15 protein-coding genes and 1 pseudogene are annotated in these 24,881 nt (G+C 60.3%); 11 read left to right on the top strand and 5 right to left on the bottom strand.

Features of this window, described 5'->3' with window-relative positions:
- Positions 1-5: 5 nt before the first annotated feature.
- From FZ934_RS19635 to FZ934_RS19610, 6 genes are all read left to right on the top strand, one after another.
- The gene (locus tag FZ934_RS19635; protein WP_153272614.1) at positions 6-1,007 is read left to right on the top strand and encodes an ABC transporter permease; all 1,002 of its coding nucleotides are present in this window, start codon (positions 6-8) and stop codon (positions 1,005-1,007) included.
- Positions 1,004-2,017 (top strand): ABC transporter permease, encoded by a 1,014-nt coding sequence (locus FZ934_RS19630; protein ID WP_153272613.1) that lies wholly within the window; start codon positions 1,004-1,006, stop codon positions 2,015-2,017. The genes FZ934_RS19635 and FZ934_RS19630 overlap by 4 nt, the downstream gene beginning before the upstream one ends.
- Positions 2,014-2,334, top strand: coding sequence for an L-rhamnose mutarotase (gene rhaM / locus FZ934_RS19625; protein ID WP_065692133.1), 321 nt, complete (start codon positions 2,014-2,016; stop codon positions 2,332-2,334). The genes FZ934_RS19630 and rhaM overlap by 4 nt, the downstream gene beginning before the upstream one ends.
- Positions 2,331-3,710: an FGGY-family carbohydrate kinase gene (locus FZ934_RS19620; RefSeq protein WP_153272612.1), complete on the top strand. Its 1,380-nt coding sequence runs from the start codon at positions 2,331-2,333 to the stop codon at positions 3,708-3,710. The genes rhaM and FZ934_RS19620 overlap by 4 nt, the downstream gene beginning before the upstream one ends.
- A gap of 80 nt (positions 3,711-3,790) precedes the next feature.
- Complete coding sequence (locus tag FZ934_RS19615) at positions 3,791-4,558, top strand: fumarylacetoacetate hydrolase family protein (RefSeq protein WP_153272611.1); 768 nt, start codon at positions 3,791-3,793, stop codon at positions 4,556-4,558.
- Between the two features lie 90 nt (positions 4,559-4,648).
- The gene (locus FZ934_RS19610) at positions 4,649-5,158 is read left to right on the top strand and encodes a hypothetical protein (RefSeq protein WP_246737981.1); all 510 of its coding nucleotides are present in this window, start codon (positions 4,649-4,651) and stop codon (positions 5,156-5,158) included.
- 15 nt (positions 5,159-5,173) lie between these two features.
- On the opposite strand, the gene FZ934_RS19605 is transcribed toward FZ934_RS19610, so the two are convergent.
- Positions 5,174-6,664 carry an O-antigen ligase family protein gene (locus FZ934_RS19605; RefSeq protein ID WP_153272610.1) on the bottom strand — a complete coding sequence of 497 codons (1,491 nt, stop codon included), beginning with the start codon at positions 6,662-6,664 and terminating at the stop codon, positions 5,174-5,176.
- A gap of 58 nt (positions 6,665-6,722) precedes the next feature.
- The gene (locus FZ934_RS19600) at positions 6,723-7,763 is read right to left on the bottom strand and encodes a glycosyltransferase family 2 protein (RefSeq protein WP_194273851.1); all 1,041 of its coding nucleotides are present in this window, start codon (positions 7,761-7,763) and stop codon (positions 6,723-6,725) included.
- A gap of 448 nt (positions 7,764-8,211) precedes the next feature.
- On the opposite strand from FZ934_RS19600, the gene FZ934_RS19595 reads away from it, so the two are divergent.
- Positions 8,212-9,006 carry a WecB/TagA/CpsF family glycosyltransferase gene (locus FZ934_RS19595; protein WP_246737980.1) on the top strand — a complete coding sequence of 265 codons (795 nt, stop codon included), beginning with the start codon at positions 8,212-8,214 and terminating at the stop codon, positions 9,004-9,006.
- A gap of 9 nt (positions 9,007-9,015) precedes the next feature.
- Here FZ934_RS19595 and FZ934_RS19590 read toward each other — a convergent pair whose 3' ends face one another.
- Positions 9,016-9,669 (bottom strand): 4'-phosphopantetheinyl transferase family protein, encoded by a 654-nt coding sequence (locus FZ934_RS19590; protein WP_153272608.1) that lies wholly within the window; start codon positions 9,667-9,669, stop codon positions 9,016-9,018.
- Between the two features lie 11 nt (positions 9,670-9,680).
- Positions 9,681-14,240: a MupA/Atu3671 family FMN-dependent luciferase-like monooxygenase gene (locus tag FZ934_RS19585; RefSeq protein WP_348649110.1), complete on the bottom strand. Its 4,560-nt coding sequence runs from the start codon at positions 14,238-14,240 to the stop codon at positions 9,681-9,683.
- Positions 14,241-14,582: 342 nt separating this feature from the next.
- Between FZ934_RS19585 and FZ934_RS19580 the strand changes: the two genes are divergently transcribed.
- The 4 genes and pseudogenes from FZ934_RS19580 (at position 14,583) to FZ934_RS19565 (ending at position 24,267) form a co-directional block, all read left to right on the top strand.
- Entirely contained in the window at positions 14,583-21,101 is a 6,519-nt protein-coding gene (locus tag FZ934_RS19580; RefSeq protein WP_153272606.1) for a type I polyketide synthase, read from the top strand.
- Positions 21,102-21,144: 43 nt separating this feature from the next.
- Positions 21,145-22,620, top strand: coding sequence for an oligosaccharide flippase family protein (locus FZ934_RS19575; protein WP_153272605.1), 1,476 nt, complete (start codon positions 21,145-21,147; stop codon positions 22,618-22,620).
- Between the two features lie 63 nt (positions 22,621-22,683).
- Positions 22,684-23,565 (top strand): copper homeostasis membrane protein CopD, encoded by an 882-nt coding sequence (gene copD, locus FZ934_RS19570; protein ID WP_153272604.1) that lies wholly within the window; start codon positions 22,684-22,686, stop codon positions 23,563-23,565.
- 100 nt (positions 23,566-23,665) lie between these two features.
- A pseudogene (locus FZ934_RS19565) lies at positions 23,666-24,267 on the top strand (HupE/UreJ family protein).
- Between the two features lie 10 nt (positions 24,268-24,277).
- Here the strand turns inward: FZ934_RS19565 and FZ934_RS19560 are convergent.
- Complete coding sequence (locus FZ934_RS19560; protein ID WP_153272603.1) at positions 24,278-24,685, bottom strand: response regulator; 408 nt, start codon at positions 24,683-24,685, stop codon at positions 24,278-24,280.
- Positions 24,686-24,881 lie beyond the last annotated feature (196 nt).

Raw genomic sequence — 24,881 nt, 5'->3', positions numbered from 1 at the left:
CCAGCATGTCCAGACTCCTGAAAAAACGCGAAACGCTGCTCTTCATCATCATCGCGGTGATGATCGCGGTCTTCTCGACGCGAGCCCAGGGCTTCGCGACGCCTGCTAACCTCGCCGGCATCTTCAACGACACGTCGATCCTGATCATCCTGGCGCTTGCGCAGATGACGGTCATCCTGACGAAGTCGATCGACCTTTCGGTTGCCGCCAACCTCGCCTTCACCGGCATGGCGATCGCGATGCTGAATGCGGCCCATCCCGATCTGCCGCTGATCGTCCTGATCCTTGCCGCCATCCTGATCGGTGCCTTTCTCGGTGCGATCAACGGCTTCCTGGTGTGGGCACTCGAAATTCCGCCCATCGTCGTGACGCTCGGCACACTGACCATCTATCGCGGCATGGCCTTCGTGCTATCGGGCGGTGAATGGGTCAACGCGCACCAGATGACGCCGACGTTCCTCAACGTTCCGCGCACGGTCGTCCTCGGTATGCCGGTTCTCAGCTGGGCTGCAATCATCATCGTCGCCTTGATCTACGTGGTGCTGAAATACACCCAGTTCGGCCGCTCGACCTATGCGGCAGGCGGCAATCCGACGGCGGCGGTCTATGCCGGTATCGATGTTGGCTGGACGAAGTTCCTCGCCTTCGTTCTCTCAGGCGCATTGGCAGGTCTTGCAAGCTATCTCTGGGTGTCGCGCTACGCGGTTGCCTACGTCGATATCGCCAACGGCTTCGAGCTCGACAGCGTTGCGGCCTGCGTCATCGGCGGCATCTCGATCGCCGGCGGCGTGGGTTCGGTCATCGGCACGGTGCTCGGCGCCCTCTTCCTCGGCGTCATCAAGAACGCGCTGCCCGTCATCGGCATCTCGCCGTTCACGCAGATGGCGATCTCCGGCACCGTGATCATCCTCGCCGTCGTCTTCAACGCAAGGCGCGAGCGCAATCGCGGCCGCATCATCCTGCGTGACAAGGCCGCGGCAGAGACCCCAGCAGAGGTGGCAGCATGAGCACCGTCGTTTCCACGCCCGCCGAAAAGCGCGTCATCCCGGATCGTTTGGGAACGCCGTTCAAGCGCATCATGTCGAGCTGGGAAGTCCTGCTCTTCGGTGTCGCGGTCCTGATCTTCATCTTCAATTCGCTGGCATCGCCTTACTTCCTGGATGCCTGGAACCTGTCCGACGCGACTTTCAACTTCACCGAAAAGGCGATGATCGCCTTTGCGATGGCGTTGCTCGTCATCTCAGGTGAGATCGACCTGTCGGTCGCGGCCATCATTGCGCTTGCTTCGACAGCCATGGGTGCTGCCGCCCAGGCTGGCGTCGGAGCGCCCGGTCTCGTTGCCATCGGCGTTGGCGTCGGCCTGCTTTGTGGCATGTTCAATGGCTTCCTGGTCTCGGTGCTGAAGCTGCCGTCGATCGTCGTGACCATTGGCACGATGAGCCTGTTTCGTGGCATTTCCTACATCGTTCTCGGCGACCAGGCTTATGGTGGCTACCCTGAGGACTTCGCCTTCTTCGGCCAGGGTTACGTCGTCTGGGTCTTTTCCTTCGAGTTCGTGCTGTTCATCGTGCTGGCGATCGCATTCGCCATCCTCCTGCACGCGACGAACTTCGGCCGTCAGGTCTACACGATCGGCAACAATGATTTCGCTGCTCGCTTCTCCGGCATCCCGGTCGAACGCGTGAAGTTCATTCTCTTCGTGTTGACCGGCGTAATGAGCGGCATCGCCTCGGTCTGCCTGACCTCGCGTCTCGGCTCGACCCGTCCGTCGATCGCGCAGGGCTGGGAGCTTGAAGTCGTGACCATGGTCGTTCTCGGCGGCGTCTCGATCCTCGGCGGTTCCGGCAAGATCGGCGGCGTCGTCATCGCGGCCTTCGTCATGGGCCTCGTCACCTTCGGCCTCGGTCTCCTCAACGTGCCCGGCATCGTCATGTCGATCTTCATCGGCCTGCTGCTGATCATCACCATCGCGATCCCGATCATCGCCCGCCGCATCAAAGCCATGAGCTCCAAATGACCTTGGAAAAGCACGCCTTCAAGATGACGCTCAATCCCGGCATGGAAGCCGAGTACAAGAAGCGTCATGACGAAATCTGGCCAGAGCTGGTCGATCTGCTGCACCAGTCGGGCGCCAGCGACTACTCGATCCACCTGGACCGCGAGACCAACACGCTCTTCGGCGTTCTGACGCGCACGAGCGACAACACCATGGCGAGCCTGCCCGAGCACCCCGTCATGAAGAAGTGGTGGGCGCATATGGGGGACATCATGGCGACCAACCCGGACAATTCTCCCGTCCAGAGCGATCTCGTCACCGTCTTCCACATGCCATGACAACGCAGACAAATCCGCGCATCGCCGTTCTTGATATCGGCAAGACAAACGCCAAGGTCGTCGTTCTCGACAGCGCCACCGGCACCGAGATCGCCCAGGCGAAGACACCAAATGCGGTCCTCAAGGACGGGATTTATCCGCACTACGCTACCGACCGCCTGTGGGCCTTTGCGATTGACGCTCTCCGCTCCTTTGCCAAGGAGCCCGGGTTCGACGCGATTTCGGTGACGACGCACGGAGCATCTGCGGCACTGCTGGATGCATCGGGAAATCTGGCAATGCCCGTTCTCGACTATGAGCACGAGTATCCCGAGGAAATCCGAAGCGCCTATGGAAAGCTTCGCCCGTCCTTCGAGGAAACCTTCTCGCCGCACCAGGCGATGGGTCTCAATATCGGCGCACAGCTGCACTACCAGAAGAAGGCGTTTCCCGACCTTTTCGCGGAGGTCGCCACCATCGTAACCTACCCGCAATACTGGACCGCTCGGTTGACCGGAGTCTTGTCGAATGAGGTTACCTCGCTCGGTTGCCACACCGACCTGTGGAACCCGCGTGAAGGTCGCTATTCCTCGCTCGTCGACACGCTTGGTATTCGCGATTTGATGGCGCCGATCCGCTCGGCTTTCGACGCCCTAGGGCCAGTCCTGCCGGAAGTTGCCGAGACAATTGGCTTGACCGTTGAGGTGCCGGTCTATTGCGGTATTCACGATTCGAATGCATCGCTCTTGCCGCATCTTGTCGACCGGGCAGCCCCCTTTGCCGTCGTCTCGACCGGCACCTGGGTGATCAATTTCGGTGTCGGCGGCGATCTCGATCATCTCGACCCGAGCCGCGATACGCTCGCCAACGTCGACGCCTACGGCAGAGCAGTGCCCTCCTCCCGCTTCATGGGTGGGCGTGAGTTCGAACTGCTTTCCGCTGAAATCGGGCCTGTTAGTTCCGACGATGCCGGCGGCGCGGTTGCCACAGCGATCGGCAAAGGCATCATGCTGCTTCCCAACGTCGCCTCAGGATCGGGTCCCTTTCCCGGACAGCAAAGCCGCTGGATCGACGCCGAAGGCGCGTCAGTGGAAGAGCGCCATGCAGGTGTGTGCCTCTATCTGGCGTTGATGACCGAGGCCTGCCTTGGTCTGATCGGTGCCGATGGTCCAATTGTTGTTGAAGGCCCATTCTCGCTGAATACGACCTATCTGGAGCTGCTCGCCAGCCTGACCGGTCGCGAGGTGATCGCCATCCCAGGGTCGACGGGCACGAGCGCCGGTGCTGCGCTTCTCGCGGGCGTCAAACCGGTACCGGGCGCCAAGAAGGTCGTTACGCCCCGTGAAATTCCGGGCCTGCGAGCCTATCGGCAAGGCTGGTGTTCGGCTGTCGCATAGCGGTGCCTGCAGAAGGACTTTGCGGGCAAACCGAATGCCGATAAGGTCGTGCTTCCATTCTAGGTGAGGAAGCAAACAAAATGACAAGTTCATCGACCGAGGGTTTCGATCCGAGGGCCCTGGCATCGCGACTGTACGATCTGCAGAAGAATGCCCGGAAGGCACGAACCGCAGAGTTCACGCTGCCGGCGACCCTGCAAGAGGCGATGGACGCGCAGAATTTCCTCGCCGCGCAGGAGCGAATTTCGTCGAGAGCCTGGAAAGTCGCGATGTCGCCAGATGGCCAACCGGTAACGGCGCCGCTGCATCCCTATTCCGAAGCCAACTCCGGCGCCACGATTGCCTGGGTCGGTGGCATCAAGTTTGAGGCCGAGATCGCTGTTAGACTCAGCAAGGACCTGCCGGTGCGCAAGGACGGCAGCTATTCTCGCTCCGACATCCTTGCCGCGATCGGTGACGCTTACCTCGGAGCCGAACTGCTCGCGAGCAGCATTGAGGAGAACGGCCAGATTTCCTTCCTGCTCTACCTCGCCGACCGCATCGGCAACCGTGGCTACGTTTTGGGCCCGTCGGTACCGAAGGACGTGATCGACTCTGTCGGAGAGACGCCGCTTCGCGTCACCCATAACGGTCAGACGATCTACGACGGCAACGCCAGACATCCGAAGGGCGACGTGCTCACCTGGCTGCTCGACTATGCCAACGACCGACTCCGGCCCGGAACCTCGTTGAAAAGCGGCGATCTCATCACGACTGGCACGCTTTGCGGTGCAATTGAACTGACAGCGCCGGGAACAATCGATATTGTGCTTGGCGAAGCAGCACGTCTAAGCCTTTCCATAGCTTAACGACGAACGAGACGCGGCGGCTGATCACGCCGCCGCAGAGGGAACCAAGTACGATCTACTGCATTTCTGGCCTTATCTGGGGAGAATCAGATGAAGCACGTTTTGCCAATTTCCGTGGCCTGGCTGGCGCTCTGCTGCAGCGCCAGCCTCGGCGCTGCCAATGAAGAGCCCTTTCTGAAAACCCTGGCTGGAGACTGGACCGGCCACGGGAGCATGAAACGGACCACATCGTCGTCCCCCATCAATCTTGACTGCAGTTTCAAGTCTCGCGCAACCGGCCAGGAACTGTCGATGAACGGCACCTGCCGAGGACTGATCGTTGTCTCGAAGGCCGTGTCGGCCGAGATCAAGACAACAGGCAGCCGCTACGCCGGGCGCTACATCGGTCCGTCGGGTGGCGTTTCGGCGCTCAGCGGCAGCCGCGCGGGCAATGCGATCAAGCTCGATGTTCGCTGGTCCAAAATCATCAATGGTGATCGCAACGCCAACATGACGATCCAGCGCGTCGACGACAACTCGATCCGCATCACGACGGTCGACCGCGATCCCCAATCGGGAAAGCAGGTCGTCACGAGCCAGATCGACCTCGATCGACGGTGAACAAGAAACGCTAAGCTAGAACCGAGCACCAACCACGCGCATCCGCGGCGGTGGCACGACCACTGGCGCCTTGCGGATGAGTGCGACCGCAAGCCCGGCAACTGTCCAGTAGATGTAGGGGATGACGGTGACGCTGCTTGTCGTCGCGATGGTGAACAGTATCGCCAGGAGCAGCGCTGCAACGCCGAGATGATTGATCTCCAGCGTGGGCGTCCGCAGCGACATGATCGCCAGCTTGGCCGTGACCAGGCCAAAGAACGCGACGAAGAGCGCAAGCGCTATCAGCCCGAATTCGAGGGAAATCTGCAGGTAGGTGTTCACGATGTCGATGATGCCCTGCCCTTGTATCATCGCCTGCAGCTCGTGGGCTTTCATGAAGTTGACAGATCCGAACAGCGGATTGCGCTGGATGACCATCAGTGATCGCTCAAATAGCTCGGATCGGTAGGATTCGCTGCCCTTGTCCGCTGAACCGACGAAAGGCAGGAGGTTCACGAAGCGCCCCATGAGCGAAGGCGACGACAGTAGCACGACCACGACCGCCGCGGCTCCGAGAGCCACATATTTGAACGATGCCTTGAGATTGGCGCCGAACAGGATCGCCAGGAAGAGTGCGAAGCCAAGCCAGGGTCCGCGCGACAGGCTTGAAAGCAAACCGCAGAGCATTATGCCGATGGCGGCTTTGCGCCAGATATCGGAGCGACCGGTATTCAGGAGGAATAGGCATGCGGTTCCGGTCATGCAGAGAAAGCCGAAGGCTATGGACTCGATCGCGCTCGTGGACGCGCGCAGCATGCCGTCGCGAAACAGGTAGGCCGTCAGCATCGGAATTTCCCACCTGTCGAGAATGGTCACGTAGACGCGCCAACCCTTCAGAACTTCGAAAACTCCGAGCGTCGCAAGAGGCATGGACGCAACGACAAAAGCAAGGAGCAGCCGATTGACATCCTCCTTCGACCGTATTGCCCGACTGAACACAAAATACGGGATCACCATCGTCAAGACGTTGGAGGCCAACTGACGAAGAAGATCGTTCATGCCGACCAGACGCGTCGCAAGCAAGGCGGTCAGCACGACATAGCCGACGAGCAGCAGATCCATGAGGCTCAAGCGACGATTGTCGCGGTCACCCAGCAGCGAAAGCGCTACAGGCAGCAGGACAAGAATGACGAGAAGTCTTGGCGGGTCCAGATAGACGATGCTGTGCATCAGGCCGGGGATACCGAAGAGGACCGAGCAGCACGGCGCCGCAAACATCAGTACGACAAACAGATAGAGCGGCTGTTTTGCGCTGATATTGCCATATATGCAGATCGGGACGAGCAGCAGTGAGAACACCATGAAGCTCGGCGCGAGAAACGCCGCGACCATGGTTGCGACCCAACACACACTCCAGACGCGGAATTCGCGAGCGTCGATCGTCGGGACGGCGACGCGTCGGGCGACAAAAAGGGCCGGCAGCGTGACGATCAGCGTGTAGATGAGCGCCCTGAGATAATCAGGCATTCCGCGGCCCTTTCAACTGCAACGACTCTATACGACCTTACCCGCGGGAAGCCAGAACTCAGCCGCGACGTGCGCGATCGGTTCTGATCCAGAAACGTGGGTGGCCTGCCCACAGCATACGCGGATACAGCATGAACTTCGCGGCGGCGTAGCGGGGAATGGCAAAAAGGTTGCGCGCCGGAAGCACATCCCGACCGTGCGCGTACCAGGTCGCGACAAGGGCTGCCAGCAACAGGGCGATGTCAGCGATCGCCATGAAGAGCGCGAAATACCCAAGCCCGGCCATCGCAAGCGCAGCCCCGGCGATCAGCAATCCGGTGACGATGGTAAAGAGCAAGGTGAGCGGCGGCACGGCGATGTCGAGCACGAGCGTCAGGTAGCCGCCATTCATCCATGTCGATGGGCGCAGCAGTTCACGCAGCGACTTGCGCAGCATCCGGAGATGGCCGCCTTCCCAACGGCGACGCTGCGACAGCTCGCCCGAGGCCGTGTAGGGAAACAGGCTGGCGATCAACGCGTCTTCGCAGAAGGTCGGGCTGTGCCCTACCTTGGCGAGATCCAGGCCAAGCTTGGTATCTTCCGAAAGGTGGCCCGTTGCGAGATCTACCTTTTCCAGGAGCGCCCACGGGAAGGCCATGCCCGAGCCGGTCAGCAGGCAGGGAAGCCCGAGCCGCGTTAGACCACGAAGCCGAACATGGTTCTTGAGATGGAAGGAAAACTGCGCGACCGCCAGATGAATTCCCGATCCCGGAGGCGCAAACAGGACATAGCGGCCCTGGATCGGTCGCTGCTTCGCAAAGGCATCAGCCACCAGACGATCGAGCGCGCCTTCGCCCAGTTTGCAGTCCGCGTCGATGATGACCATCACCGGCAGCGGTGACTGGCGCAAGTAGGACACGCCGAAATCCACGGCATATCCCTTGGCGCGCCGTTCATTGTCGAATCGCTCGACAACCTCCGCGCCGATCCCGCGTGCAATTTCGGCGGTATCGTCGGTGCAATTGTCGGCAACAACGACGAGGCGATCGCCTTCGCGCATCTGCGCCTTGATACTTTTCAGCGCCTCGGCAATTTCAAGGCTCTCGTTGTGGGCTGCCATCAGCACGGCCACGGGCGGGCGTATGGTAATCCCACGGCTTGGCCGCGGCTTTGACGGCAAGCTCCCTACAATACATTCAATAGCGAAGATTAGAACGGGAATTGAAACAATTACAGCCAGTATTGCTGAAACGTACAGTACTGCCATTCCAATCATAGTATTGCCCCTCTCAACTCACAACGCGCGGAAGCATCTACCGCCTTCATAGCATAGAGTGCGCAAATATCGCCAACGCTGTCACGTAATGCTTTGTGATGATATCGGACGATATGCGCCCTCGTGAACACAGCAACTGCCACCACATTTACTTCCAATTGCTGACGCTCGGACAATTGCACTGTCGGCACAATTCAATAGTCTGGAATCGCCAAATAAAACAGAAGCTTGCCATCTCGCCGCGTAGCCGCGCGCGTGGAGGCTGGCGTGTGTTCATCTGCAAGGGATTTTCATGCCAGCAACGCAAATGCCCTCGGGCGGCAAGGATTACTCCGGGCTTCATGCGCGCCACTACTTCCTTGGGGCGCCGTTCGACGGCCTGGCTCAGGATGCGGCGATCGACCTTGTTGAAACCAGCGAGGTTCGAACGAAGTTTCGCTATGTGGTCACCCCGAATGTCGATCATGTTGTACGCCTGAGCGGCGATCGCCTGCTGGCACAATGCTACGACGACGCCTGGATTTCGCTCTGCGACAGCCGGCCGATCTCCACGCTAGCGCACGCGCTTTCACTCGATTTGCCGCTGGTGACGGGATCGGACCTGACGGCCCGGCTTTTCAAGAGCGTGATAAAGGATGGCGATCTCATTACGTTGATCGCGGCTGACACCGCCATCGTAGAGCAATTGGAAGTCGCCTATCCGAATATCCGTTTTCGCGCCCACGTACCGCCGAAAGGCGTCATCAACAATCCGGTGGCCCTGCAGGCGTGTGTCGACTTCATTGCGGCGGAACCCGCCCGTTTCGTCTTCATAGCAATCGGATCGCCGCAGTCGGAAAAGATCGCGCACGCACTTGCCCAGCGGCCAGACGCATCAGGCATCGGCCTGTGCATCGGCGCATCGCTCGAGTTCCTGATCGGAACCAAGAAGCGTGCACCGCTCTGGATGCGCCATGCCGGCCTTGAATGGGCTCACCGGCTTGGATCGGATCCGAAGCGTCTGTGGCGGCGCTATCTCTTTGCGGTACCGCCGCTGGCGCATCTTTTTATCAGGGAATTGTTGAGCCGGATGCAGCGGCACGCCTGAAGGCAATGGTCACCGCTGAACGACGACAGCTGTCGTAATATGCTCCGCGCCGAACCTGATAGCGCCGGGCAAAGTGTCTCCGACCTTATAGGGCAAAACGTCGATCTCGAATCGAGCCTGAAAGCGGCTGTCTTCCAGGTCGAACTCTATGGATAGAGCCTGGAAGTCGATCAGCTTGCCGGTCAAGGCGTACTGGCATTTGTAGGTGGCTTCCTTGGCGCTGAATATGGCCGCCAGCAACAGTCCGCGCTTGGCCTCCGGCATCGCCGCCAACCATTCCCGTTCGCCGTTGGTGCAAATCTCCTTGGCAAGGTCGATCTCAAGCGGTCCTGCCGCTTCGATATCGATGCCGATTGCGGCGAACCCATCAGCTATACGGGCCACAGCGGCTGCGCACCATGATCCGCAATGGCTGATGCTTCCCACCAGCCCATCGGGCCAAATCGGCGCGCGATCGCCGCCCATGGCGACGGCCAGACCATGTCTACCGAGCTCTGCCATTGCAACACGGGCGCAATGACGTCCCGCCGCGAACTCGTTTTGGCGCGAAAGAACGGCGCCACGCATGGCGACCGTCTCTTCCGGCATAAGAACAAAGGTCGCGGAGCCGATCGAAGACTCCGCGACTGCTATCCTGGCATCCAGCAGGCCATCGAAAAGCATTCCGACGCCCTTCAGCTTCGCTGGAACTCGCGACGTCTGTCACCCATAGCGTTGCGTCGCATCGCGGCGCGATCGGCGACCTTCGCCAGATGCTGTTCGCTCTTGCCACGATCGGCAATGAATTCCGCAAGCTGCCCGACGGTTGGGAACCGGAACAGGTCGGTGATCGCCAGATCCGGTGCGATCGATGCCTTGAGATCGCGATGAACCTGAACGGCAAGAAGCGAGTGGCCGCCAAGCGCAAAGAAATTGTCGGCAATACCGACCCGCTCTACCCCAAGCACACGTTTGAAGGCATCGGCAATCGATGTCTGCAAAGCGTCCGCCGGAGCAACGAAGGCCGCTTCCGAAACGCGTACGACCTGCGCATTCGGCGCGGGAAGCTTGCCCCGATCGACTTTTGCATTTGGTGTCAGCGGGAATGCATCCATGTGGACGATATGGCTCGGGACCATATAATCCGGCAGCTTGGTCGCGAGATATGCGGTCAGTTTCTTTTCATCGACTCCGACAGCGGTCGTGCGGATGTAGGCAACAATCCTGATGTCCCCCGGCTGATCTTCGCGAGCGAGGACAACTGTTTCCTCGACGCCGGCAAATGCGTTTGCGCAGGCCTCGATCTCGCCGAGCTCGATGCGATAGCCGCGGACCTTCACCTGGTGATCAACCCGTCCGAGGAACAACAGCTGTCGCTGCGCCGTCATGGAAACGACGTCGCCCGTCCGATAGATCCGCCCTTCGGCAAAGGGGTTCGGCAGGAACCGCTCGGCTGTCAGTTCAGGCCTGTTCAGATAGCCCCGGGTTACACCATCGCCCCCGATAAAGAGCTCGCCATCGGCGCCAAGCGGAACCGGAGAGAGGTTCGCGTCGAGCACATAGAGCTGGGTGTTCGCGATCGGCTCACCCAACGGAACGATGCCGTCCGTCGGCTGCGCACGGCAGGTCGCCGACCAGATCGTCGTCTCGGTCGGGCCATACATATTCGTCACCGACGCGGTTGTCTCGCGAGCGATCTCTTCGAGAAGCGAACCATGCAATGCTTCGCCGCCGATAAAGATCTGCGATAGACCGGCGAACGCCCGGCGATCTTCGTCTGAAATCATGAACATGCGGGCCATGGACGGCGTGCATTGGAAATGCGTTACGCCATGACGGCGGACTTCCTCGGCAAAGCCGATCGCCGCGAGTGGTTCGACAACCGGGTGGCGGTTTTCCTCCACCAGCCGAGCAAGCGGTTGCAACCGGTCGAGAACGATACCGTCCTCCACTCCGAAGTCGATCAGGCAGGCAATTTCGTCGACGCCGGCAGCTGCCGCCTGTGCAAGCCTGACATGGGCGTCTTCGATGGTGCCAAACAGACCGCTGTCCTCGAAGTAACGCAGGAACGCGAATTCCAGGATCGCATCGAGCTCCTCCGCCGATAGCGACTGCAGGTCGATATCGGCTGGCGTCGCCAGACCTTGAGGTTTCTTGAACGCCGGGAATGCCCAGGCATATTGCTTGATCAGGGCCGCTGCACTCTTGAGGTACTCCTTCATCGGCCCACGCGCGAGGTTGCGAACTTCCTCGCGATCCTCGCCCAGCAGCGTATGCAGCATCAGCGTGACCTTGTGGTCATCAGGATTGCGGCCGCACTCCACGAGCGTCTCGCGATAGATGCGGATCTTTTCTGCCAGTTCGTCGATCGACTGACCGAGCAGGTGCGTCAGCACGTTGGCTCCAAGACGCGCCGCCTCCCGGTAGGTGTCGGGATTGCCGGCTGTCGTCAACCAGACGGGCAGCTCTTTCTGAACCGGTCGCGGCTGCGTGAGAACGGCAGCCGAGCCGGAGCCGAACGAGTATTCGACACTCTCCCCGCGCCACAGCTTCCGCACGACCTCGATGTCGTTGACCATGCTCGCCTTGTTGCGCGGCGGCGCGTTCTCCGGCCGGAGAACGAAATCCTCCGGCATCCAGCCGGAAGCGAAGGCGACAGCAACGCGGCCACCGCTCAGATTGTCGACGACAGCCCACTCCTCCGCCACGCGTAGCGGATGGTGCAACGGCAGAACGCAGCTACCGGCGCGGATCGAGACATTTTCGGTTACGGCGGCAACCGCAGCGCCGGTGACGGCGGGGTTCGGATAAGGCCCACCGAACGCGTGGAAATGCCGCTCCGGCGTCCAGACAGCCTGGAAGCCATGCTGGTCCGCGAACTTTGCGCCGCGCAGAAGCAGATCATACTTGCCGGCCTGGGAACCGCTGTCGTTGCCCCAATAAAACAGGCCGAAGTCCAATGCCTTGGACGATTTCGCGGCGCGACCGGTCTTTTTGCCGGCACTGACTTCGCTGGCGTGAATAACGACCTTGAAGCCTCGGGACAATGTCCAGAAGAGCTCCAGCACCGAGATATCGAACGAGAGGCTGGTCACGGCAAGCCAGACGTTCTGCCGTTCGCTGTCGCAGGATATGCGATCATCCATTCCGGCAAAGAAATTCACGACGTTTCCGTGTTCGACCATCACCCCCTTCGGGTTTCCGGTCGAACCCGACGTGTAGATGACGTAGGCGAGATTTTCCGGTCGAACCTTGCGATCCCGGACCACCTCCGCTGGGCTTGCCGGCGCTATGTCCTCGATAAAGAGAACGCGGCAATCCTGCAGCAGGGTGTCGTTGACGGCACCCCGAAGACCAATCACGAGCTTCACGCCGCTATCGCGAACCATGTAGGCGAGGCGCTCGGCGGGAAAGGCCGGATCGAGCGGAACATAGGCGCCGCCTGCCTTGTGAATGGCATAGGCAGCAACGACCAGTTCCACCGAACGCGGCATGTGGAGACCGACCAGAACATCCGGTCCAACACCCTCAGCAACAAGAACCGCGGCGACGGCCTCGGCCCAGCGATCCATCTCAGCATAGGTCAGGCTGTGTGATTGGAATGCAAGGGCCACGGCATTTGGAGTCAGACGCACCTGTCTCTCGATAAGGTCATGCACGCAGGCGTCGCGATCATAAGGACGCGTAGTGTCGTTCCATCCGAACAGAACCTCGTGACGCTCCTGCTCCGACATGATCGGCAGTTCGGCGAGGTTGCGCGCGTTGTCAAACGCGGCGGCGAATACCGCGAAGCGATCTGCCAGCTGGCGAGCCTGGTCATAGCCGATGCGGTTTTGGTCGTAGATTAACCGCGCGTTGCCTTCGCCAACGGCAAACGTCAGGGCGCATCCATCAATCCCCGTGGGCGACGGTTGGCTGGAGAGGTCGATGCCGAATGTCAGAGATGGGCGCTTCAAACCCGGATAGCGCCGCGTCAGATCGAGGGAGTAGGCACCACGGCGCGACACCTGCTTGACGGCATCCTCAATACCGTCGATGAATTCCGACTTGGAAACCGTCGCAGATGCCGAAACGGTAACCGGGACGGCGTCGGCGAAGTAACCTGCAAAGCTATCGCAAAGGGCTCGAACTCCATCGTCGACGAATGCCAGGCTGAACTCCTCGCGCTTCGAAAGACGGCCGATGAACGCTGAGACGATCGCGGCAGCGCGTGTAGAAGTCAGCTGCTCCGGCAGCGCAAGATCAAGGCTGGCGGCCGCAGTGGCACGCGCCGGCATATAACCGCTGATCTGCGGCAGGGTGACATCGACGGCGGATGCGATCGCTTTGCGGAACCAGTTCTCGTGACGAGCGGCGGTCTCGACAGCGTGCGACAACGTCGACGCAAATGCGGCATCCAGTTCTTCGAGCACCATCCCGCTCCAGAGGAGCACACGAAGATCCAGATCCTCATCGGCGAATTCAATGCGCACCGCCCTGTCGGCGGCAGCAATGACCGCGCTTATCGCGTCACATGAAATTACGGTGCCAGGCGCATCCAGAACGGGCGTATCGAGAACCTCGAGACGCGCAACCGAAAGCAGGCGCCCTGCGGCGCGAACCTTTGCGGTCACCAGCGTATTGTCGCGATCGGCACCGAAATCGAGCGCACGAACAAGCCGATCGAGGTCGGCAGCGGGGCGATTGAACGAGAGCGTGCCGGCCGCGTGGGGCCGTTTTTCACGGCCATAATATATCCGTGTAGAGAAATCCTGCGGAACCGGTCGGAGAGCAGCCGTCTCGATATCACGAACCAAGCCCTGGAAGGCTGTCATGCCCGCTTCGAAGCACTTGGCATTGAGAGACAGCGCCGTCTCGTCTTCAGCCAGATCGAAGAACTCCTGGGCGTAGATCGCGCCTTCGTCGATACCGGCGGTAATTTCGTGCCACGTCACGGCATGGCGCGTTTCGCCGGCCATGATCGCCCATGACGGCGTGTTGAGACCGGCATAGGCCGGAAGCGGGCCGTCGTGGAAGTTGACGGCACCGGCCTTGGCGCGGCGCCATGCGGCTTCAGGAACAATCTTGAGGTTGCTGATACTGAAGAGCCAATCGAAGTCGAGGTCGGCCACGCGCGCGTCGTAGTCCTTGTCATGATCGACAACAGGCATGGCCCGGGTGCTTGCCCAGTTGCGAACCGCAGGGTTTGCCGTGACGACCGCCAGTATTTCGTGGCCGGCATTGGCAAGAATTTCCCCACATTGCGCGAGTAACAATCCATCCCCAATCAAAATACACTTGAAATTGGCCATGGCCCTCTCACTTTTACTATGAACACAAACAATGCTTGGACGCCGGTGGCGGCTCAATTCGAGCAACAGTTTTAGTGAAGCCGTAAATATTGCGCCGCTGCAGAAAGTATTGCTTCGCACATTTCAGCGATCAATCTACTCTTTCTTTGTACGATCAGAGGCGAGCAATACCCTAAAGACGTAATTGAGCTGAGATACCTGGGTGGGCACAATAAATCCCGACAGCGTGCGCACTGCTGCGCGCAAAAACGGCGGAACGGCCGTCGGCCGTGACGAGCATTTCGATTAGTAACAGATTGGTTCGAGATGTTGGATAAATTCGGAGACGTCGGTAGCAACGACATTGCCATCGTGGGCATGGCACTGAGGGTGCCGGGTGCGCGCAATATCAACGATTTCTGGTCGAACCTCCGGCAAGGCGTAGAGTCGATCCGCGATGTTTCCGCGGAGGAGCTTGCGCAGGCCGGCGAAAAGCCCGACCGCATTCATTCCAAGAACTACGTTCGGCGCACCGCCGACTTGCCGGACATGGAAATGTTCGACGCGGAATTCTTCGGCCTCAGCCCGAAGGAAGCAGCGGTGATGGATCCGCAGCACCGCCACTTCCTTGAATGCGCCTGGGAAGCCCTTGAAGACGCCGGCATCAATCCGGACAAATCCGAAGGGCCGGTCGGTGTCTTTGCCGGCTGCGGCATGGGCAGCTATTTTTATTTCAATGTCTGCAGCAATCGCCAGCTCGTCGACCAGGTCGGCATGTTCCTGCTGCGCCATACCGGCAACGACAAGGACTTCCTCGCCACGCGGACGTCGTTCTCGCTGAACCTGCATGGGCCGAGCGTCAATATCCAGACAGCCTGCTCGACCTCGCTCGTTGCCATCCATTACGCTTGCCAAAGTCTGTTGAACGGCGAATGCGATGCAGCGTTGGCCGGTGGCGTGACCATCGAGTTCCCGCATCGGCGCGGCTATCTCTATCAACAGGGCGAAATCCTGTCTCCGGACGGACATTGCCGTCCATTCGATCATCGTGCCGCCGGCACGGTCTTTGGAAGCGGTGCCGGCGTCGTGGCCCTGCGCAGAGCGACGGACGCCATCCGCGACAACGACGTCATCCATGCCATCATCAAGGCAACAGCCGTCAACAATGACGGGGCCAGCAAGGCGAGTTATCTCGCGCCGAGCGTGACCGGCCAGGCGGAAGCGATCATCGAGGCACAGGGACTTGCCGGCATTTCCGCGGACTCTGTACAGTACGTTGAATGCCATGGGACCGGCACGCCGCTCGGCGATCCGATCGAAATCAAGGCGTTGACCGAGGCATTCCGCCAAAGCTCGGCGCGCACGGGCTTCTGCCATATCGGTTCCGTCAAATCGAACATCGGACATCTCGATACCGCCGCAGGTGTTGTCGGGCTTATCAAGGCAGCGCTCGCCTTGAAGCACGGCGAGATCCCGCCGACCGTCGGCTTCGAGCGACAGAACGAGGCTCTTGAACTCGACAAGACGCCGTTTGTCGTAGCCGACCGTCTTGTCGACTGGCCAGAACAGGAGACACCACGCCGCGCGGCCATCAATTCACTCGGCGTCGGCGGCACCAATGCCCACGCCATTCTGCAGGAAGCGCCGCGCCGCCTCGGCGGAACAGACAAGCAAGCGGCGGCTGCGCAGCCATTGCTCCTGCTGTTGTCGTCCCGGCAGAAGAAGGGCCTGGGAGCCGCTGCAGAAAAGCTCGCGACGGCAATCTCGCAGGACCCGACGCTCTCTCTTGCTGACGTCGGACACACGCTGCTGACAGCGCGCAAGCACTTCGAGCATCGTCTCATTCTGTCGGTATCCGGCCGGGAAGATGCGATCGCCGCCCTGTCCAATATCGAAGGCGGGCGAGCTTTCATCCATTCTCCGGTCGGTACCAGCCCTCAGGCGACCTTCCTCTTCTCCGGCGGCGGCGTTCAGCACCCCGGGATGGCCGCCGATCTCTATCGCGGCGATGCGCACTTCCGTGCGAGCGTCGACGAAGGCCTCTCCTACCTGCCGAAAGCTGCTGCCGACGACATCCGTTCTGTGTGGTTTGCCACGGCGGAAGATCATGGCACGGCGTCCAAGCTTTTCCTGCGGCCGTCTTTGCAACTGCCTGCGATCCTGATCGTGGAAGTGGCGATGGCCCGCTTGTGGATGCGGCGCGGCGTTCGTCCTGCGGCGATGATCGGCCACTCCATGGGCGAGAACGCGGCTGCCTGCATTGCGGGTGTCTTCAGCTTCTCGGATGCCGTCAAGCTGGTCCGGCTGCGCGGCGAGCTTTTCGACAGCGTCGAACCCGGCGGCATGCTCAGCGTCTCGCTCGATGCCGTCAGGTTGCGTTCCATGCTGCCGGCCGATCTCGACGTGGCCTCGATCAACGCCCCCGAGCTCTGCGTGGTATCCGGCCGCAACGAGGGACTGGATGCATTTCAGAAGACGCTTTCTGCCCAGGGTATCGATTGCAAGCGCGTTCCGATCGACATTGCCGCGCACTCGCGCATGCTCGATGCCATTCTGCCCCGCTTCCGCGCCTTCCTGCAGTCGATCAAGCTTCGTCCCGCAGGCATCCCGATCGTTTCCAACCGCACCGGTGATTGGCTGAGTGAAATGGAGGCGACCGATCCCGAATATTGGGTCAGTCATCTGCGCTCCACGGTCCTGTTTGCCGAAGGAATCTCGTTGTTGGCTGCGGATCGCGGACGGGTCTACGTCGATCTCGGGCCTGGCCGTACGCTCTCTTCGCTGATCAAACAGCAGGGCACGATCGAGCCCAACCGCGTAGTCAACAGCCTTCCGCATGTCGATGACCGCTGGGACGACCGGATGCATGTCACGGCAGCGTTCGGCCGCGCATGGGCAACCGGGCTTCCCGTCGATCTCGAGCAGCTGTGGGAGGGCACCTCGCCCAAGCGCGTGACGTTGCCGACCTATGCTTTCCAGCACCAACGCTACTTCGTCGAACGCAACGAAAGCCGTTTGGGCCCGGTCACAGAAGACAACGTTCCGGCCAGAATCCCCGACATCGCCGACTGGGGCTACAAGCCGGCCTGGAAAAAGTCGCTCGCCAACTACATCGCCGGCAGCGAAAGTCGCGCGCGCACCTGGCTTGTGTTCCTCGACGACACAGGTTTGGGCCACACTCTTTCAGCCAAGCTGCGGTCTATCGGGCACCGGGTTGTCACCGTATCGCTCGGTGACGCCTTCCTGCGTCGCAGCGCCGACGAATATGTGCTTTGCCCGGAACTCGGCAAGTCCGGCTATCTGGCGATGCTCAGGGGCCTTGCGGCCGACGGCGCGGCCCCGACCGACGTTCTTCACATGTGGTTGGTGACCAAGGACGAGACGTTCCGGCCCGGGTCAAACTTCTTCCACCGCAACCAGGAATGCGGTTTCTACAGCCTGCTCTATCTGGCCCAGTCCCTGGGCGAGCTCGATGACGCCTCGCGGCCAAACGTGATCGTTCTTACGGACGGGATGCAAAGGGTGGCCGGCGAGCCGGTACCTTACCCCGAAAAGAGTACCGTGCTTGGGCCTGCCCTGGTTCTGCCGAAGGAAATGGCCGGAACGAGCGTCAAGGCAATCGACCTGCCGCGCGTCAGCACGCAGAAAACATCAGCGACCTTCGACTGGCGGCTACGCAACAAAGCTGCACTCACACCCAATAACGGGCTGATCGATCTGCTGTGGGAAGACCTTCTCGCAGAACCTGCCAACGAGATCGTTGCCTATCGCAACGGCACGCGCTGGAGCAGGGTCTACAGCAAGCTTCCGCTCACCGACGCGGCAGCCGGCGAGGCAATGCTGCGCCGTGGCGGCGTCTATATGCTGACGGGCGGCCTCGGCGAGCTTGCGCTCGAGATGGCGCGCGGGCTGGCTCTCAGTTGGAGCGCCAAGCTGGTATTGGTTGGCCGTACCCGTCTGCCGGCACGCGCGGAATGGGATACGTATGCGCGGCTTCACCCTCACGACCCGGTCAGGCGCGCGATCTCGGCAATCCGGAATCTTGAGAACCTGGGGGCTGAAGTCCTCTACCTCTCGGCGGATGTCAGCAATCCGAATGCCATGCGCGATGTCGTGGCACAGGCCACATTGAAATTCGGCGCTCTTAACGGCGTATTCCACACTGCCGGCCTCGTCGACGATGACCTGATGCAGATGAAGACGCAGGAACGGATCGATACTGTTCTGGCCCCCAAGACGCTCGGTACGGCCGTATTGAATGAGGTTCTTGCGGACGTACCGCTGGATTTCTTCGTGATGTTTTCTTCGACCAGTACCGATACGGCGCCGGCTGGCCAGGCCGACTATGTCGCGGCCAATGCCTATCTCAACGCAGTGGCTGAGGGTGCAGCAAGTCGGAAGGATCGCAAGACGATCGCCCTGCATTGGGGCGTCTGGTCCGACATAGGCCTTGCCGCCCGTGCCTTGGACGTTGCGCAGCAGGATGCCATCGCGCCGGTCGCCGGGCCCGCTTTCGGCCCGATCTTCGAGCGCTGGGTGGAAGATGGAGCCGGCGCGCCGTGGCTCGAAGCGACCTTCGGCGACAACCACTGGATGTTCGACGAGCACCGGCTTGTCTCCGGACTGCCGGTACTGCCCGGAACCGGCTTCATTGAAATGATGCTGCAGGTGGTGCGCGAGTATGAATTCGCGCCAAACGCAACCTTTGAAGATATCCAGTTCATCCGACCACTGACCATTCCGGCAGGAACGCGTCGCGTCGTCCGCGCAAGGTTGGAGACAACGGCAGGCGGTCATCGGATACTCGTCACCTCTGCGCCGGCCGATCTTGCCTCGCCTATTTTCGAACTGCACGCCGAAGGTCAACTGGTACCCGCTGGCGATAAGGACGATCAGGTTCTCGATATCGACGCCATCCGTTCGCGCTGCGGAGAAGCACGCGTGTCGTTGGACGGCCAGTCGTTGCGCGCCGCGCAAGAAGACCACATCCGCTTCGGCAAGAGATGGGGCGTGCTCAAGTCGGTTGCCTCAGGTCACGACGAAGCTTTGGCAGAGCTCGAGCTGACGAGCGAAGGGCGCAGCGATGTCGCCAGCGGCTTCATGGCGCACCCGGCTCTCCTCGACATAGCAACCGGCTTTGCTATCGAACTGGCTCAATCCTACGGCTCGAAGGCCGTCCTGTGGGCACCGCTTGAATATGGCCTGCTCGACGTTTACGCGCCGTTGCCCGAGAAGGTCGTCAGCTGGGTCAGGCTTGCAGACAGTTCCGATTTTGGCGACGCCTATGCCGCGTTCGACATCACCATTGTCGATCCCGACGGGCGGGTCCTGATCGATATCGAGCGCTTCCTGATGAAACGCCTTGCCGATGACCTGAGCTTCGACGGTGCGGAGGTCGGACATCCGGAACCTTCGGCCGCGGCGGCGACCCGACCGGCTGAAACGATGTCTCCCGCTCGCGCCCGCTTCGCTGCCCAGGTTCGAAACGGCATTTCGAAGAGCGAAGGGTTCGACCTGCTGATGCGCGCCATGGGAAGCGCAGAGGCGCAGCCGATCGTCACATCGATGGACCTCGAGGCCTTGCGCAAGTTTGCAACCGAGCGGACCGCCGATACCGAAACCCAGACGGCCGAAGCCTTCGACCGCCCGAATCTGGATACCGACTTCGTCGAGCCTCGCAACGCGGTGGAGGCAACCATCGCCGGCTTCTGGCAGGAACTGCTGGGTGTCGCCAAGGTCGGCATTCACGATAACTTCTTCGACCTCGGAGGCCATTCGCTGATCGCTGTGCGCCTCTTCCGAATGATCAAGAAGCGTTACGACGTGGATTTCCCGATCTCGGTCCTGTTCGAAGCGCCGACGATCGCCAAATGCGCTGTCCTCATTCCCGATACCTCGGATGAAAGCCAGGCAACGAGCGAGACTGAGACTGCAGACGCCCAGCCGAAGTTCAGCCATCTCGTGATGATGCACGGCGCACAGAAGCAGGCGCGACCGCTCTTCATTTGCGCGGGCATGTTCGGCAACATTCTGAATCTTCGACATCTTGCCCTCATCCTTGGGCAGGACCGCCCCGTTTACGGCCTTCAGGCACGAGGTCTCTATGGTGGGCAGGAACCCCACGAGACATTCGAGGAAATGGCTCGCGACTACATCGCCGAAATCCGGATTATCCAACCGGAGGGACCATATCTTCTCGCCGGATATTCCGGCGGTGGCCTGACTGCCTATGAGATCGCCCGCCAGCTGAGAAACGAAGGCCAGCAAGTCGATAGCCTGATGATGATCGACACGCCGCTGCCGACACAACCGGGGATATCTTTCCAGGACCGCCTGACCATGAAGATGCAGGATCTCAGGCGGCACAAGGCGTCATATTTCATGAGATGGGTTCGCAACCACGTCGAGCATGGACGCCAAAAGCGTCGTGACCGCGAGGTCGTCAACGAACAGGCGTCGACGGACCAGCTGAACAGCGACCGCATCGGCCTCGCCTTCCGGCGTGCGTTGCCCGGCTACCAGCTGCATTACTACGACGGGGATGTGTCGCTCTTCCGGCCGAAGCCGATGGCATATTATCGTCTGAAGGGGGGACGCATTCTCCTCGAGAACCGCAACATCATCCTGCCCGACAACGGCTGGACGCCGTATCTGCCGAACCTGAAGATCATCGAGGTCCCGGGCGACCACGACAATATGGTGCTGCAGCCGAACGCGACCGTTCTCGCTGAGTGGATGCGCCGGTTGCTGGCGGAACGCGATGGCCAGTCTACCGAAGCAGTCACAAAGCCGGAAGAGCGCGCGAAGGTGAGGTCACGCAGGCGGCGAGTCACGGTTCCGGCATGACCATGGGCCGTAGCCGTCTCCAGTGGCTGCATGGAGCAATGCCATGACAATCGCGTTCTCGACACGATCTGGCGGGTCTCCGGAAAACCTGCCACCGAAAGCAGTTCCTGCTGAAGCGCCACCACCAGAACCGGGTGCGACCGAACCGGTCGTACCCGCGGCGACCGGAATTCGCAGGCTCGTCCTTACAGCCGCGAGCTGGTCGATGACGGGGTATATTACCGGCCAGATCCTTCGCATAGCCGGCAATCTTGTTCTGACGCGCATCCTCGCGCCCGACCTCTTCGGCATCGCCGCGGTTGCCACCATGACATCGGTCTTCGTCGCCCTGCTGTCTGACATCGGCCTTCACCCCGCGGTCATTCAAAACCCGCGAGGAGAAGACCAGCGCTTTCTCGACACCGCATGGGTGATCCAGATCGTGCGCGGATGGATAGGCTGGTTTGCCAGCATCCTGATTGCCCTTGGGATCGGTTCGCTTGCGACGCATGGCTGGGTACCCACCCAATCGGTGTACGCGACACCCGACCTGCCATACATCATCATCGGCGCGTCTTTCGCCTTCGTGATCGGAGGCTTTCAATCGACCAAATATATCTCGAGCTACCGCAGTCTCGGCCTATCGATGATTACCAAGATCGATCTGACCAGCCAGGCGCTCGGGCTGGTTGTTGCCATCATCCTCAGTTGGCTCACACAGTCGGTATGGGCGCTCGTCATCTCGAACCTGATGTCGTCATTGATCTCAGCCATTCTCAGCCATCGCTGGATACCCGGGACACCAAACCGTTTCCGGATCAACAAAAAGGACGCCTTCGAGATCCTGACCTTCGGGCGCTGGATCATGGTATCGTCCTTCTTCACCATCTTCTCCGCAAACGGCGACAAGATTCTGCTCGGCAACTGGGCGAGTTCCACAACGTTCGGGCTCTATGGACTGGCTCTTAATCTGGTCTCCATGATCGACGGCGTCGGGGCACGTCTCTATGGGTCCGTGGGAACCCCTCTCCTCAGTAAGCTTGCGCGCGAGAACCCGGCGGGCCTGCGGCGCAATTACTTCAAGCTTCGGCTTCCATTCGATCTTCTCCTGATCGGCAGCGCCGGCTTCCTCTTTACCTGCGGGCAAACCATCATCGATCTCTTGTACGATCACCGTTACGCTTCCGCCGGCCCGATGCTGCAGACGCTGTCGTTCGCCTTGTTCATGGCGCGCTTCAACATCATGACTCCGGTCTATATAGCGATAGGCCAGCCCCGTTATTTCGGCATACTCAATATCGCAAGGGCGGCACTGCTCTTCACCCTGGTTCCACTCGCCTACCTGATCTTTGGTTTCGACGGAGCACTCTGGGCGATCGCGCTTCACGCCCTCCCGACCGTGCCGCTTATCTATTACTTCAATTCCCGTCATAACCTGAACAGCTGGATCTTCGAGGTTTTCGTCCTTGTCGCCTGGCCACTCGGCTACATGCTTGGCTCCACGATCGTAAGCGACGCATCGAGCTTTCTGCCGCATTGAGGTTGTTGCGCCGCTTGGATATGAAAGCGGACAGAATAACCGCCTCATTTGCATCGTCAGGCCGTGACACCTCAATTCTCACTCATCGTTTCCCGGTTTCTTTTCGACAGCGCGGCACTCGGGCTGTGGGGAGCTTCCATCTATCTTTCGACGTGCGTTCACTACGATCTAGCATCATACATCGACCTCCGGCTTCGCCGCTGGCGTATCGCGGCCGTCGCAATCCTATGCTGCGTATCGATGGCCTTCCTGCCGCTACAGGCAGCCACAATGGGCGACGGCTGGATCGACGCCGTGTCGGCATCGGTTCTCAACGCGGTCCTGTTCAGTACAAATAACGGCACAGCCTGGTTTGCGCAGGTCGCGCTTGTTCTTTCCCTTGCCCTCTCCTGGCTGCTGCAACCGCGAAAACGGCTCTACGCGCAAACCCTCTGTGCAGGCTTGCTGCTCGCGACGCTGTCGATTACGGGGCATGCGGCGATGAACGATGCGAATCTGCGGACGCTGCATCGTCTTAACGACGTTGTTCATCTGCTCTGTGGAGGCGCATGGCTGGGCGCGCTCGTCCCCGTGATCCTGCTTCTGCGACTGCTCGGCGATGCGAAATGGCAGGACAAGTCCCGTAGAGCGCTGATGCGCTTTTCCACGGTCGGGCACCTGGCGGTCGCCGCCGTCGTGCTCTCTGGTGTCGCCAATACGCTGCTGGTGCTCGGAGGACTGCCAACGGATTGGTCGCAGCCCTACCAACTGCTGCTTTGCGTGAAGATAATCATTGTAGGCACCATGATCGTGCTGGCGCTGGTAAATCGCTACGTTCTGGTGCCCCGGTTGGCGTCGAACTCGGCTCTCGAACTGCTGAGAGGTCTGACATGGTTCGAGATCGTCCTTGGGCTTTCCGTCGTCGGCCTCGTTGCGGTGTTTGGCACCCTGGCTCCGACCGCCTGACGCCCTACGTCAAATGACGGGGGCCGGCGATTTTTTCCTTTATGCGGTTGCGCCGGCATGCCATTTTGCTTTGCAGCACTGCACATAAAAAGGGGCACACATGTCTTTAAGGAATATTACGTTCAACGCTGCGTTTGCAGCGCTTCTTTTGGCTCCGACGCTGGCTTTTGCCCATACTGGCGTTGGCGGAGCCAGCGGTTTCGCGCATGGATTTTCGCACCCGATGTCGGGCTGGATCATCTGCTTGCCATGGTGATGGTGGGCGTAACGGCTTGGCAGCTCGGTGGGCGTGCCACCTGGCTTCTGCCTTCGACGTTCGTGCTCGTGATGGCATTCGGTGGCGCACTCGGCGTTGGCGGTATCTCTATACCATTCGTTGAAACCGGTATTGCGTTGTCCGTCGTCGTACTGGGTGCGATCGTCGCTTTCGGCATTCAGGCTCCCGTGGCGATTGCCTGTGGTCTGGTTGGCCTTTTCGCTGTCTTTCACGGTCATGCGCATGGCAGTGAGATGCCTGCCGCCGCAGGCGCCCTTTCCTATGCATCAGGCTTCATGATCGCGACCGCACTGCTGCACGGCCTTGGACTGGCGCTTGGCTATCTCGTCGGTAGGTTTGGCGACAGCCGCGGCCCGTTGTTTGCGCGGGCGGCGGGCGGTATCGCGACCGTTGCCGGCCTTGGACTTCTGACCGGCCTTATCTAGGACGGCCCTTTCAGAACAGGCTGCGGCGTGCCTCTACCGCACGGCGCAGCGTTTTCTCGACAGCCGAGGGCATTGCAGGCTTGGTAACCACGCCGAGCGCACCGGCTACCCGGCCTTCGACTACCTCTGGATTTCCGGTCATGAAGACGACCGTGATCCCATAGTCCTCGACGAGCCTGCGTCCGATTTCAGGACCTGTCGCCCCATCGACAAGATTGACGTCGACGAAAGCAATGTCCGCAAGAGGTGCCAGCCGCATGGCCTGGTCCTTGCCATTGGCCAAGCCGGCAACGTTAAAGCCCATCGCCTTGACGGTATCCTCCAGATCCAGCGCGATGAACAGTTCGTCTTCGACGATCAGCACGCGATGGTCAGCAAAACTCTCATCTTCCGGGTTACGATCTACTAAAGCGCCCACGACGCTCCCCTTTGTTCATTTCGACAAGGAACTCAGACCGGATGAACGGCTGGCGGTACGATATGTTCCGCGGCGAGGCAGATTTATTTACGCTTAAGATATTGTTAACGTTAAGTAATAGTTACTTTCTTTCAATTGCAGTGAGCTTTGTGCCACCTCGGGAAACCATCCTGGCATCGCATTGGCGTCGACTAAA

Origin of the sequence: Rhizobium grahamii (assembly GCF_009498215.1) — a bacterium.
GTDB lineage: Bacteria > Pseudomonadota > Alphaproteobacteria > Rhizobiales > Rhizobiaceae > Rhizobium > Rhizobium grahamii_A.
Note: the sequence above shows the minus strand (reverse complement) of the source record. Positions and strands in the feature narration are given on the sequence as shown.